This is a genomic window from Sphingomonas zeicaulis (assembly GCF_050433225.1).
Lineage (GTDB): Bacteria > Pseudomonadota > Alphaproteobacteria > Sphingomonadales > Sphingomonadaceae > Sphingomonas_D > Sphingomonas_D zeicaulis.
In genome coordinates this window covers 74,897-87,250 of the sequence record NZ_JBNPXQ010000011.1, presented here as the reverse complement: position 1 = coordinate 87,250, position 12,354 = coordinate 74,897, and the positions used below count along the sequence as shown (strand labels likewise).

The following is a 12,354-nucleotide window of genomic DNA, read 5'->3' as shown; positions in this document are numbered from 1 at the left end:
CGCGCGTACGGAGAAAGGTGTCAGGGCTTGTCGGTATAGTCCAGAGCCGGCGCACGATCGCCGAGCAGCGGCTTGTAGACGAAGTCGGCCCCGCGGCTTTTCTGGAACTCGGCCCTGGCAGCCGCCAGCGCGTCCGGGCTCTGGAAAAGTTGTGCGCCGGTGAGCGCCAGCGTCTTGGCGGCGACCACCGCGCCCTTCACGCCGATCGTCGTCCCACTGGCCGAGGCGGCCTGCCAACTGTGCGGCGCGGTGCCGGGAACCCAGGTGGCGGCTCCCAGCCCGCTGGTCGGCACCACCCAAGTGATGTCGCCGACGTCTGACGACGCCGAACTCTTGCGGCCGAACTGATAGGGCTCGACCCGGCTCGGATCGGGCGCCGTCTTCGCGTTCAGGCTTGCCGAGATCTGTCGGGCATAGGCCGCTTCCTCCGGCGTGTAGGTGTAGCCACCCACCTTTTCGAGATTGGCATAGACGATCTTGCCCAGCGCATCGTTGGGCAGATGCGCATAGCTGCCGCCGATCACCTCGACCGTCACCTTCGTGCCCGTTGCCAGTGCAGCGCCTTCCGCCGCCTTCTGCACCCGGTCCCACACGTCCTGCACCACCGCGGGATCATAGTGCCGGATATAGTAGAAGCTTTCGGCATGCGCCGGCACGATGTTGGGCTGATCACCGCCATTGGTGATCGTGTAATGGATCCGGGTTTCCTGCGGGACATGCTCGCGCAGATAGTTGACCGCGACATTGTGGATCTCGACCGCATCCAGGGCGGACCGGCCGCGATCGGGCGCCGCCGCGGCGTGCGAGGCGACACCATCGAAGCGGAACTTGGCGGTCAGCATCGACAGCATCGTGCCCTGGGACGCGCTGTTGGCGCCGCTCGGATGCCAGGTCAGCGCTGCATCGACATCCTTGAACAGCCCATCGCGCACGAAATAGACCTTGGCGAAGCCGCCTTCTTCGGCCGGGCTGCCATAAAGCCGGATCGTGCCCTTGGTGCCGGTCCGCTCCAGCCATTGCTTGAGCGCGATCGCGGCAGTGACGGAGGCGGCGCCCAGCAGGTTGTGACCGCAGGCATGGCCGGCGATGCCGCCCAGCGACTTGCGCTCCCCCGCCTTGTCCTGCGACAGGCCGGGAAGCGCATCATATTCCGCAAGGAGCGCGAGAACCGGGCCGCCCGAGCCAGCGGTGGCGACGAACGCGGTTGGAATGCCGGAGATGCCGGTTTCGATCCTGAACCCCGCGTCCTTCAACTGCTTCTGCAGCAGCGCGGAGCTCTTATTCTCCTTGAAGCCGACTTCGGCGAGGCGCCAGACGTCCTGCGCGGTCGAGGCGAGCGACGGCGTCAGCCTGTCGACCGACTGGATGATCGCGCCGCTCTCCGCATCGGAGAGTGGCCCGGCGAGGGCGGGCGCATTCCAGCCCGCGACGATCGTTGCCGCGGCGGCAAGATGGATCCTGTTCATGTGCGAACCTTTCCGGATGATCAGAAGCTGGTGGTGAGGTTCATGCCGATCGTGCGCGGCGGCGCCGTCGTCACCGTCTCGATCGATCCGCCCAGCACATTGCCCGCCGCGACGCGCGCGACCTTGTTGAAGATGTTGTTGACGAACAGATAGGCGCCCCAGGTCTCGGTGCGCACGCCGACACGGGCGTTGGCGAACGTATAGTCGCCGAGCCGCCGGTAGCCGATCGCGGTCGGCCGGAAATCGGCGCGGGACTTGCCGACATGATTGGCGTCGGCGCGCACCAGTGCCTGCAGGTCACCGCCGAGCGACCATTCATATTGGGCGGAAACGCCGAAGGTCGCGTCCGCGATGAAGGGGATCTTGTCGCCCGCGCGCGCGGTGTTGGGCGCCGGATTGATACCGTCAGGCACCTGGTCCTCGGTCAGCTTGGCGTCGGTCACAGCGATGTTGCCGCTGAACTGCAGGCCCTCGATCGGCCGCAGCGCCAGTTCGAACTCGCCGCCCTTGATCTCGGCGGCACCGGCGTTGCCGAGATAGACGAAGGTGCCGCTGTTGATGCTCACCTGCATGTCCGACCAGTCGGTGAAATAGCCAGACAGGTTGGCGGTCAGCGCGCCGTCGAGCAACGTCGCCTTGATGCCGCCTTCGTAGGTGACGAGCTTGTCCGGCGCGTAGGCCAGCGCCTGGGCAAGCCCCAGCACCTGGTTGACGCCGCCGGGGCGGAAGCCATTGGCGACCTGCGCGTACAGCAGCAGGTTGCGGGTCGGCGCGTAGCTGATGTTCGCCTTGTACAGCCACCCATTGCGGTCGGCGCGATAGGTGGCGAACGGCGTCGGGCTGGTGCGCAGGATGTCGAGGCCGATCACGGTGTCTCCGCCGACCACCTTCTTGTAATCATAATAGCGGAAGCCGCCGGTGATCTTCAGCCCTTCGACCAGTTCGTAGGTCGCCTCGCCGAACACCGCCTTCTGGACGAGATGGTCGACGACATTGCGCTGGAGCAGCGGCGCGGCGCCATCGATCTGGCTGCCATCGCCTGCCGCGGTACGCCGCGCCTCGGAGAGAACCTCGGCATCGCGATCCTCGTAGAACAGGCCAATCGCCCATTGCAGCGGGCCAGTGCCGGAGGATTGCAGGCGCGCCTCGCTCGTCCAGCTCTTCACCGATTGCGGCTGGTAATAGATGACCGGCGTCAAACTATCGACATAGGCGTTGAACGCGGTGATCCCCGCCGGCGTCGCGCAGACCGCGGCGCTGAAACGGGTGCGGCAGTTCGCGGCCGAGCCCTTGAAGCTGCGGAACAGATAGCTCGGATCACGTGTGACCAGCGTGTCCCGGTCCTGATAGGCGGCGTTGAACACCAGGCTGGCGAAGCCGAGATCGGCATTGCCGGTCAAGCTATAGATCCGCTGCTTGTCCTCATAGGGCACCTGCGACAGGTTGACCGCGTTATATTTGCCAGCGCCGGGCGACCAGGTGCTGGCGCCGCCTTCGGTATATTGCAGGTGGACGGCGCCATCGATCGTCAGCCAGTCGGTCGGGATGAAGCGCACCAGCAGGCGCCCGCCATCGGTCTTCTCGGAATTGATGCCTTTGAGACCGAGGCCGGGATTGTCGACCCAGCCATCGACGTCGCGGCGGAAATAGACCGCGCGGGCGGCAAGCACATCGTTCACGATCGGCACGTTGAGCGCGACGTTGATCTGATAGCCCTCGCCGCCATCCTTGGTGGTGGTGCCGATCAGGTCCGCCTTGCCCTCGAAATCGAAGGTCGGCTTGCGGTTGACGATGCGGATCGTGCCGCCGACCGATCCGGCGCCGTAGAGCGTGCCCTGCGGCCCGCGCAGCACCTCGATCCGCTCGGCATCGAACAGCTTGAAGTCGGACTGGCTGCCGCCCGGATCGCTGGTTGTGCCCGGCGGGCCGGCAACCGGCGTATCGTCATAATAGATCCCCACCTGCGCATCGCCCGCGCTGCGGATGCCGCGCAGGGTGATGCGGCGCTGGCCGGGGCCCTGATCGGTGATCGTCAGGCTGGGCACGGCACGCGTCAGGTCGTTGAGCGCATCGATGTTCGCCGCGCGCAACGTGGCATCGCCGATCGCGGTGATGCTGGCCGGCGCATCCTGCAGCCGCACCTCGCGCTTCAGCGCGGTGACGACGATCGCGTCGTCGGCGCCCGCAGCCGCATCCGGTGCCGGTTCGGGCGCCGCATCAGGCGCGGCCTCGGCATGGGCGGCAGTCGCGAGCATCAGCAGCGATGCGCCGGCGGCGAGCCGGAAAAGAGTACGCTGCCCAGTGGCTGCGCCTGCGAATTCATTCGTCATCTGTTCCCCGCATATTTTGATTGTGACGGGGGAACTTCAGCAACAGTCATGCCAACATCGGCAGGTCCCGAAAATCCGCTCTTCGCGCTGTTGTCGGGTGTCGAACGATAACCGATTTGCGCAAGTGCCGACGATGTCTGGTGAAATATCAACGCCGCCGCTTCAGGGCGTCGGCAGTTCGTCCCCCTGCCCCAGCCGGCGCTTCTCGGCGGCGACCTGATCGGCCACGTCACGCAGCAGCGCCCTGGCATCGTAGATGATGCCGTCCTTGATCGTGTAACGGATGCCGCCCACCCGCACCGGCTTGTCGGTTGCGGTATCGAGGCGGATGTGGCCGGTGCCGTACAGCGTCTTGAGGTTGGCCAGCGGATTTTCTGGGGTGATGATCAGGTCGGCCAGCATGCCGCGGCGGACGATGCCGACCGGTGCCGGCTGTCCGCCCGGCTCCCACAGCGTGGCGGCACCGTCGCGCGTCGCTGCGCGGATCACCTCCAGCGGCGCGAAGCCGACCTCGCGCAGGAATTCAAGTTCCTCGATGTAGGAGAAGCCGAAGAGTTTGTAGATGAAGCCGGCGTCGGTGCCCACCGTCACGCGGCCGCCGATGCGGCGATAGTCGTCGATCAGGCGGCCGTACAGCCGGTAGAAATTCTTCCACGCCACTTCATTCTCGGTGGTCCAGTCGAAGAAATAGGAACCATGGTTGCTGCGGCTCGACTGGAAGAATTTCCACAGGGTCGGCGCGGTATAGAGGCGGTGCCATTCGGCGGTACGGGCACGCATCACGTCACGCGAGGCGGAATAGATGTTCAGCGTCGGGTCGAAGGTGACGCCGCGCGCCTTCTGCCGTTCCAGATAGGCCTGCCATTCGGGCGCGCCGGGCTGCACCGTGTGCAGGCGCAGATTGGCGACCTCGGCGAAGCGCTGCTGCTCATCCTCATAATTATAGTCGGCCGGGAACGGCTGGATGGTCCGGTCGGCTAGCAGGGATTCGAAATGGCCGTAAAAATGCGTGATCGTGCCCAGCCCCGCAGCTCCGGCAGCGTCGGCATCGAATTCAGCGACATTGGGCTGCGAGAGATGTGCCACCGTGCCGAGGCCGAGCTTGCGCGCCTCGTCGATCGCGGCCGTGTCCCCCGCTGGCGTCTCGCCGCCGCGGTTGAAGAATTTGATGCCGTCGATGCCGTTCCTCGCCGCCCAGCGCACCCAGGCGCGCGCGCCTTCCGGCGTGTCGACGCGGCCGCCATCCCAGCCGCTGCCGATCACCTGATAGTTGAAGATCCGCGGCGCCGCGATCCGGTTGGCCGCGCTGCGCTGCTTTTCGGAAACGGCGATCGCATTGCCCGTGAGCGGGACGGTTCGTACCGTCGTCACGCCATGCGCCAGCCACAGCTTGTAGACATAGCCGAGGTCCGGCACCTTTTCGGTGCCGCCGCCATGGGCATGAGCATCAATGAAGCCGGGGAGCACGAACTGCCCCGTGGCATCGATCTCATGATCGAACCCGCCCGTGCCCCCCGCGCCAGCCGGCACGATGTCGACGATGCGATTGCCTTCGATCAGGATGTCCACCGGCCCGCGCGGCGGCGCACCGGTGCCGTCGATAAAGGTGACGCCGCGGATCGCCAGCCGCCCGAACGGACCTTCGCCGTCGCCCGGCTTGCGATCCAGCGCGGGGATGGTGGTGGGCCGTCCCGCCTCGGCGCGGGCCGGCAAGGTCGACGTCGATTGCGCTGCCGCGCCCGTCGCAGCCCCGCATGCCAGTACCAGGATCGTCCACTGCCGCATCTTCTTCATCCGCATCGCCCTCACACCCAGATCTTGTCGAACCGCCAGGTCGGAAAATGCGATTCCTCCGCCTGCACGCCGCCGACGCGCGCGGCGATGCCGTCGAGCGTGTTGAAGAAGCCCCAGATGATCATGCCACCGCTTTCGTGCTGGATGCGCTGCGCGGCATGAACCAGCGTCGTCCGCTTGGCCGTGTCGGGCTCGGCCAAGGCCGCCGAGAAGAGCCGGCCGAATTCCGGATCGCGGAAATGGGTCTTGTTGGCTGCGGAGGTCGGCGCGTCGGTGTGCAGCCCGGTGGGCAGCCATGACAGGCCGAGCATGCCGCCGCCCATCGCGCCGCCGCCGCTGAACCCCCATTTCAGCCGCTGCGGGCCGATGAAGGTGGCGTTGTCGACGCGCTTCACCGCCACCTCCACGCCGGCGCGCTTCGCCTGCTCGGCATAGACCAGCGCGGCGCTGATCGAGGCCGGGCTGGCGACGAGTTCCACCTTCAGCCCGTCATGCCCCGCCGCCTTCAGCAGCGATCGCGCGCGATCGGGGTCGTGCGTGCGCTGCGGGATGGCATGGTCGAAGGTGGGATCGTGCGGTGAGTAAAGATCGTTGGCGATCCGCCCCTGCCCCTGCAGCGCCCGCTTCACCAGATCCTCGCGGTCGGCGATCAGGCGGAACGCCTCCCGTATGCGCGGATCGCGGAACGGCTCCGCCTCCAGGTTCATATCGAAGGACTGCCAGCCGTTGGTCTTCGAAACGAGCACGCGCGCCCGCGCATCCCGTTCCAGAAGCCCGATATGCTCGGGCGACAGCGCGTTGGCCATGTCGATCTGCCCGGCGAGCAAGGCCGCGATCCGGGTGGTATGATCCTTGAACTCGACGATCTCGAGTTCGTCCGCATAGGGCTGGCCGGGTTTGAAATAATTCTCGAACCGGGTGAACAGCGCGCGCTGGCCCGGCACGAAATCCTTGGGCGAGCGCAGCTTGTAGGGGCCGGCGCCGACCGGGTTGGTCACGGGATGATAGTCCGGCGGCACGATCCCGCCGAAATTGGTCCAGGTATCGGGCAGCGCGATGAAGCCCTGGCCGTCGCGAACCGGGATCCGCACGGTCCGATCGTCAAGCTTCACCAGCCCGTCGCGATCGATCTGGTTGACCAGCGAGCCATAGGGGGACGCCAGGGCGGGATCGGTCAGTCGCCGGATCGAGAAGATCACATCGTCCGCCGTGATCGTCTTGCCGTTGTGGAATTCCAGCCCCTTCTGCAGCCGCACCGTCCAGGCACGTGCGTCGGGCGTGACCTCGGATTCCTCCGCAAGCGCGAGTTCGGGGGTCATCTGCGACGACCATTCCCACAGCTTGCTGTAGAGCGCGAAGCCGCGGATCGTGCTGCCCAGCCCCACCGGCTTGTGCGCGTCGAGATTCCCCGAGCGTTCGCCGTCGATGATGCCCAGCCGCAGCCGCCCGCCGCGGCGCGGCTGCTTGCCGGGGCCGTCGCCCGATCCGCTCCCGCCGCCGCAGCCCGGCAGCATCAACAGACCGCCCGCCGCGCCAGCGGCCAGCAGAGAACGGCGATCGATAAAGCCGCCGCTCATTCCGCGGCCACCGATAGGGGTGCGCGCTTGCCGAAGCGCGGCACATCGAAGCCATGGTCGAGATCGAGCAGCGGGAAGACGAGGTCGGCGAAGCGATGCGCCTCGCCGATCAGCGGGAAACCCGAAAGGATGAAGGATCCGCAGCCCTGCGCCTCGAACTCGCGCAGCCGCGCAGCGACATTCTCCGCACTGCCGACCAGCGCGGTACCGGCGAGCGGCGAGAGGATGTTGAAGCCGAACAGGCTCGGTCCCACCCAGACATTGGGGTAGATTTCCAGATCCTTCGCGCGCGGCAGGCGGCCGGCGCGCACCGACGCCAGATTGGCCTCCACCTGAGGATCGGGGCTGCGATAGCTGTCCAACGTCTCGCCGCGGGGCAACTGCATCTCGATCGACTGGCGCGCATAATCGATATGCGTGCGGTCGATCAGCCATTGGGCATAATCCCAGGCTTCCTCCTCGGTCTCGCGGACGATGATCTGCAGGCGCGTGCCATAATCCAGCGTGCGACCGATCTTGGCGGCTTCCACCCCGACCTTGCGGAACTTCTCGCCGAGCAGTGGTGGCGTATTGGCGAAGCTCAGATAGGTGTCGAGCAGCTTGACCGAGTGCGCCACGCCGACGTCGGAGGTGCCGGCACCCCATAGAGGAACACCGCCCTCCTGGATTGTCCGCAACGGCGCCTCGCGCACGCCGCGACGGCCAAGGCCATATTCCGGCGGTGCGGGGGCGAGCTTGATGTAGCGGCCATCATAGCCGTCGCGCTGGCCGGTGTAGAAGCGGCGGAACGCATCCCAATATTCGAAGCTGAAGTCATAGCGCTCGTCATGGCCGTAATTGACGCCGAACACCGGCAGCACGGTGTCGTTGCCGTTGACCACGTTGAACAGCATCCGCCCGCCCGAGAACCGGTCCTGCGTCAGCGCGATCTGCGCCAGCTTGACCGGGGACAGCAGCCCAGGGTGGATCGCGGCGAGGAAGCGCATCCGCTTGGTGGTGCCGATCATCGCTGACGACACAGTGAGAACCTCGTCACCCAGCCCGGTGCCCAGCAGCGCGCCATAATAGCCGAGCTGGTCGATCGTCGATGCGAGCTGCTGGAGGTGGCGGAAGTCGGTCTTCCAGCGGCCCTCGGGCTCCCAGGGAAAGGGGCCGTCGGGTGCGGTGAGATACCAGAGGATCTTCATGGGGCGTGCTCCTCAGAAACGGACGGCGAACTGCGCCTGCACCGATCGCGGCGGCAGCGGCTGAAGGAATTCGCCACCGGTCAGCGCGTTCAGGAAATTCTCCTGATCGGTCAGGTTGACGACGGTGACCGAGAGGTCGAAGCGCGGGTGGCGATAATAGACCGTCAGGTTCGCCTGATACCCGTCGGGAACCACGACGCTGCGGCTGAGGTTCGTGTAGAACTTGCTGGTGTACCAAGCGGAAAGTTCAGCGCCGAGCCCGTTGGCCAGGTGATAGTCGACGAAGCCATTGACCGAATATTTCGGCACGCCGGGCACGCCATAGCGTCCACCGGTGCGCCCGATCAGGCGGTTATTGTCACCGAACACGGTGGCGTTGTCGGCGAAGAAGCCGAACGGTGAGAAGCCGCCGGGTATGATGTAGGTGTTGATCGCATCCAGATAGGTGACGTTCAGACCCGCGCCGAGAGTCTCGCTGGGCTGGTAGCGCAGCGACGATTCAATGCCCTTGATCCGCACCTTGGCGATGTTGCCGTTGGTATCCGGCGTGGTGTCGCGATACTGGACGAAGCCGCTGGCCGAGGTGAACAGCTTGCCGGGGATGAGGTCGAGCTTGACGCCGGCCTCATAAAGTTCGCTGATGCTCTCGAATGCCAGCGGATTGAGCTTGTTGTTCGCGCCCCAGGTGAGGAACGACCCGAACACGCCGGTGTTGACCGCGGTAGAGCGATCATAGGTGAAGTAGAGCGTGCTGTTGGCGCTCGGCTTCACATAGGCGCTCGCCTGATAGCTGGGCAGCGTATAATCCTGCTTGTCGCTGCGGACATGGGCCGGATCGAGCACCACCGGATTGTTGATATAGGCTTCGATCTGGGTGACGTTGACGCCGACATTGATCCCCGCGACATCGCCGAAGCGCAGGTTCTGCTGGGTAAAGAAGCTCCACTGGTTGATGTGGCCGTTGGAGGTGTAGACCGCGCCGCCTGGCGGGCTGCCGCCGATCTCGGCGTAGAAGCCGTCATTGACCGGCACCATGCGCGGGAAGTTGATGTAGCCGAACGACGTCAATTGCGGCAAGCCGGGCGTACCGATCCACGATCCTGAGGAATTGGGGTCGGCCTGCGCAAGACCATAGAGCGCAGCAGGCGTCAGCGTGCTCGGATCGAGCGTGAGATCGAACGGGTTATAGTTAAAATTATTGTTCGCAGAGAGCGCGCGATATTTGAGGCGCCGGAGCGAGAAGCCGCTGTTGGACTGAAGCTCCGCGCGCAGGCCGAAGAAATTGGCCTCGATCTTGCCGCGCGCCTCTATGCGGGAATCGATCAGCGTGCTGCGGTTCTGGTAGATGAACGCGCCGACGGAATCATTGTCGTTGATCGAGCGCTGGACATAGCCGCTCCACAGCAGGTTCCAGCGATCGGAAAGATCGACGCCGACCTGAAGCTGCGAGATGTAGCGCTTCGCCTGGTTCTTGTCCTCGGGCCGGCCCGACCCGGTCGAGGCCGAGATTTCCTGGAGGCCGTTGCCGGGGATCGACGGATCATAGACCCAGCCCACCACACTGCCGGCCCCCGCCGCGGTCGCGTTAGGCAATGGCGTCGTCTGGGTGGCACCTGCAATATATTGCGCATTGGCATTGCGGGTGCGCAATTGCCAGCCGACCGGCGCGGCATTGGGGTCGCCCGACCCGAACACCGGAGACCAGATGCCGACACCCGGCGTGTTGATCAGCGGCGTCGCGCGGCCGGCATAATATTGCTTGCCGAAGCTGTCGACGAGCGCCTGCGTCGGCCGGTTCCAGCCGCGCGTGATGTTGAAATCATAATAATCGTCGTAGGATCCGTTCCAGTCGACCCGAACGGACGGAGACGGCCGCCACGACAGCGCCCCGTAGAAGCTGTTAAAATTATTCTCGACATTGGCATAATAGGTGCCGCCGCGTTGCCCCTTGATGCTGACGCGATAGGCAAGCTGCTCACTGATCGGGCCGCCGGTATCCAGGGTCAGGTTGAAATCAGAATAGGAACTGTCGCCGGGCACCCAGGTGCCGATGCCCGCCGTCACCTGCGTGCGCTGGCGATCGAAATAGGGTTTCTTGGTGAGATAGTTGACGTAACCGCCAGTACCGCTGGACGGGCCGAAGATCACCGACGACGGTCCGGCGACGATGTCCGCGCCCTCGAACGCATTGAGGTTCAGCGGATGGTCGTTGCCATCCTTGTAGATGCGCTGACCGTTCTGGAAGACCTCCGCCGCGATCGCGCGGATGCTGGGCGCGGCATTGTTGCCCTGCCCGCCGCCGCGGGTGATGCCGGGCGCATATTTCACGAAATCGTCGGTGCTGCGGAGCACGTCGGTGGCGAGCTGCTCCGCCGTGACCTGCGATATCGACCGTGGCGTATCGAGCGCGCTGGTCTCGAAGCCGTAGATCGACCGGGCCGGACGATCGGGAACGACGCTGTCTTCCCCGCGCCGCCCGGTGACGGTGATCGTGCCGCGATCCTCGGCGGCGGCCTCGGCCACGCCGGCCTCACCCTCCTCCGCCGCCGGATCCGCCGCCGGTGGCTGTGCATGCGCCGCCTGTGCGAACGCCAGCCCGGCCGTCGTCGCCACCATCGCCCCCAGTTTCATTCTCATCGATATCCCCACTTGCTTCCGCGGACGCCGGCAAGGCTCCGCCCCCGGCCGGTCGCCTCATGCGCCGGCCGCTTTCGTTTTCGTCCTGGATCGCCGCTCAGGCGGCGTTCGCCTCCGCGATGCCGTGGACCAGCGGCACCGCCTGCAGCGTCTCCGCCTGCGTCTGCCGGGGCGAGCGGAAGTGCGGCAGCACATGCTCGCCCAGCCGGTAGATTTCTTCCAGATGCGGATAGCCGTTGATGAAGAACATCGAGATGCCGAGGTCGGCGAACGCGCGGATCTTGCGGATCACCGACTGGTAGCCGCCGACGAAGGCGAAGCCCGGCGGGATGCCGACATAGCCGAACCCGCCCCACAGGTTGGGCGCGATGAACAGATCCCCGAACCCATTGACCGCCCGGTCATTGTAGCGGCGATAGCGGGACTGGTTGGTCTCCGACATCTGCGCGCTGCGCGCGGCCGTCATCTGCACCGTGCCGGCGCGGACGCCCTCCTCGAAGATGCGCTTCGCCTCGGCGAACGCCGCTTCATCGGTCTCGCGCACGATGACGTCCACCGAGAGGCCGAAGCGGATCTGGTCCTCGCGGCCATGCTCGCGCGCCAGCGCGCGCACATCGGCGATGTGGCTGGCGACAACCTCTGGATCTTCCGCGAGCATCAGATAATAATCCGAATGCTTCGCTGCGAGCCGCTTGGCGGCGGGTGACGCGCCGGCGCTGCAGATCAGCGGGATCTTCGCCTTGCGCAGCGGCCCGCGCAGCCCCATGCCGTTGGCCTGGTAGAAGCGGCCGGCATAATGGAAGCTCTCGTTCGCCCAGAACCCCTTCACGACATCGAGAAATTCGATCGCGCGTTCGTAGCGTTCGTCATGCGGCAGCGTGTCGCCCAGCGCGTTCTGCATCGCATCCGAGCCGCCCTGGATGATGTTCCAGACCAGCCGGCCACCGCTGCCGCGCTGGAAGCTGGCTGCCATCTGCGTCGCCTGCCACGGGCTGAAATGGCCTGGATGAAACGCATCGACGAAGCGCAGCCGCTTGGTTTCGCGCGCGAGCAGCGCCGAGGCGATCCACGGCTCGTCGCCGAACGGCGCGTTGACCAGTAGCGCGCCGGCAAAGCCGTTGATCTCGGCCGCCCGCGCCACCTGCGAGAGATAGTCGATATAGGTGAAGTCATCACCGATCTCGAACTGCGAGACCGCGCCGGTGCTTTCGGCCGGCGACCGGTTCCAGTCGCCGCGGTTCCGGTTGTCGCCGGGGATGAACTGCGTCTCGCCATGCAAGGGCAGCCGGGAATAGAATTCGATGCTCATCATGCGCCTCCGCTGACGATCATCAGGCACGAACCGTGCCAAGCCCGCAGACGC

Annotated in this window: 7 protein-coding genes; all 7 read right to left on the bottom strand. The window is 65.6% G+C overall.

The genetic code is table 11. The features are described from left to right. Nucleotides 1–20: 20 nt before the first annotated feature. A complete protein-coding gene (locus tag FHS96_RS26075) occupies nucleotides 21–1,466 on the bottom strand; it encodes an amidohydrolase (protein ID WP_429598778.1) in 1,446 nt (481 codons plus the stop codon). A gap of 20 nt (nucleotides 1,467–1,486) precedes the next feature. Then, nucleotides 1,487–3,796: a TonB-dependent receptor gene (locus FHS96_RS26070; protein WP_429598776.1), complete on the bottom strand. Its 2,310-nt coding sequence runs from the start codon at nucleotides 3,794–3,796 to the stop codon at nucleotides 1,487–1,489. A 162-nt stretch (nucleotides 3,797–3,958) separates the two neighbouring features. Then, nucleotides 3,959–5,590 carry an amidohydrolase family protein gene (locus tag FHS96_RS26065; protein ID WP_429598773.1) on the bottom strand — a complete coding sequence of 544 codons (1,632 nt, stop codon included), beginning with the start codon at nucleotides 5,588–5,590 and terminating at the stop codon, nucleotides 3,959–3,961. Nucleotides 5,591–5,601: 11 nt separating this feature from the next. Then, a complete protein-coding gene (locus FHS96_RS26060) occupies nucleotides 5,602–7,167 on the bottom strand; it encodes an ABC transporter substrate-binding protein (protein WP_429598771.1) in 1,566 nt (521 codons plus the stop codon). Beyond that, entirely contained in the window at nucleotides 7,164–8,354 is a 1,191-nt protein-coding gene (locus FHS96_RS26055; RefSeq protein WP_429598769.1) for an LLM class flavin-dependent oxidoreductase, read from the bottom strand. The genes FHS96_RS26060 and FHS96_RS26055 overlap by 4 nt, the downstream gene beginning before the upstream one ends. 12 nt (nucleotides 8,355–8,366) lie before the next feature. Further along, nucleotides 8,367–10,991 carry a TonB-dependent receptor gene (locus FHS96_RS26050; RefSeq protein ID WP_429598767.1) on the bottom strand — a complete coding sequence of 875 codons (2,625 nt, stop codon included), beginning with the start codon at nucleotides 10,989–10,991 and terminating at the stop codon, nucleotides 8,367–8,369. A gap of 97 nt (nucleotides 10,992–11,088) precedes the next feature. Beyond that, complete coding sequence (locus FHS96_RS26045) at nucleotides 11,089–12,300, bottom strand: LLM class flavin-dependent oxidoreductase (RefSeq protein ID WP_429598765.1); 1,212 nt, start codon at nucleotides 12,298–12,300, stop codon at nucleotides 11,089–11,091. Between the last annotated feature and the right edge of the window lie 54 nt (nucleotides 12,301–12,354).

Excerpts from the sequence above, each read along its gene's own strand:
- FHS96_RS26075 (WP_429598778.1), bottom strand. The coding sequence starts at position 1,466 with ATGAACAGGATCCATCTTGCCGCCGCGGCAACGATCGTCGCGGGCTGG.
- FHS96_RS26070 (WP_429598776.1), bottom strand. The coding sequence starts at position 3,796 with ATGACGAATGAATTCGCAGGCGCAGCCACTGGGCAGCGTACTCTTTTC.
- FHS96_RS26065 (WP_429598773.1), bottom strand. The coding sequence starts at position 5,590 with ATGAAGAAGATGCGGCAGTGGACGATCCTGGTACTGGCATGCGGGGCT.
- FHS96_RS26060 (WP_429598771.1), bottom strand. The coding sequence starts at position 7,167 with ATGAGCGGCGGCTTTATCGATCGCCGTTCTCTGCTGGCCGCTGGCGCG.
- FHS96_RS26055 (WP_429598769.1), bottom strand. The coding sequence starts at position 8,354 with ATGAAGATCCTCTGGTATCTCACCGCACCCGACGGCCCCTTTCCCTGG.
- FHS96_RS26050 (WP_429598767.1), bottom strand. The coding sequence starts at position 10,991 with ATGAGAATGAAACTGGGGGCGATGGTGGCGACGACGGCCGGGCTGGCG.
- FHS96_RS26045 (WP_429598765.1), bottom strand. The coding sequence starts at position 12,300 with ATGAGCATCGAATTCTATTCCCGGCTGCCCTTGCATGGCGAGACGCAG.